1 protein-coding gene is annotated in these 1031 nt (G+C 34.9%); it reads right to left on the reverse strand.

Annotation, left to right across the window (positions count from 1 at the left end; translation table 11 throughout):
* On the reverse strand, positions 1 to 1031 hold a 1031-nt coding region (gene dxs, locus AMN70_RS00230; protein ID WP_075500916.1), incomplete at both ends, for a 1-deoxy-D-xylulose-5-phosphate synthase.

The following is a 1031-nucleotide window of genomic DNA, read 5'->3' on the forward strand; positions in this document are numbered from 1 at the left end:
GCACAAGGTTTATCATTTATATCAACTGAAGTATTTATCATTTTAACTAACTCAGATTCATCACTTGCAGCCATAACAATAAAATTAGGTAGAGTTGATAAATATGTAATATCAAATGAACCAGCATGAGTTGGCCCATCAGCACCTACTAAACCTGCTCTATCAATTGCAAATCTTACTGGTAAACTTTGTATGGCTACATCGTGGACAACTTGATCATATGCCCTTTGTAAAAAAGTAGAATAAATAGCTGCGTATGGTTTGTATCCCTCAGTAGCTAAACCAGCAGAAAAAGTTACAGCATGTTGTTCAGCAATTCCAACATCAAACATTCTTTTTGGAAATTCTTTTGCAAAAATATCCATTCCTGTACCACCAGGCATTGCTGCTGTGATTCCTACAATTTTACTATCTCTATGAGCATGCTTAACTAAAGTATTTCCAAATATTTTTGAGTAAGCTGGTAAATTGTTACCACTTTTTACTTGTTCTCCAGTTTCGACATTGAATTTTGAGACTCCATGATAATGATCTGTGGCTTTTTCAGCATATGAATAACCTTTGCCTTTTTGAGTTTTAACATGAATCATAATTGGACCTTCATATTTAGAGTCCCTTGCATTTTTCAAAATTGGTACTAGCGAAGTCAAATCGTGACCATCAATAGGACCTGCATAATAAAAACCTAAGGAGTTAAATAAAGTGCCACCAGTGACAGCAGATCTTAAAAAATCTTCTGCTTTACCTGCTTTAGCGCTAAATCTTTTTGAAAAGGCAGATGTTATTAATTTTAAAGTTTCTCTTAAACTAAAATATATTTTTCCCGTAAATAATTTTGCCAAATAAGTTCTCATCGCGCCAGCAGGTTTTGCAATAGACATGTCATTGTCGTTTAAAATAACTATCATTTTAGTCTTTGAAGCGCCCGCATTATTCATAGCCTCATACGCCATACCTGCGCTTATCGCTCCATCTCCAATTACAGCTATCACGTTGGATGATTTGTTAGCTAGTTTATTTGCCTCGGCTAT

It is taken from the genome of Candidatus Pelagibacter communis (genome assembly GCF_001179925.1).
GTDB classification, from domain to species: Bacteria; Pseudomonadota; Alphaproteobacteria; order Pelagibacterales; family Pelagibacteraceae; genus Pelagibacter; species Pelagibacter ubique_E.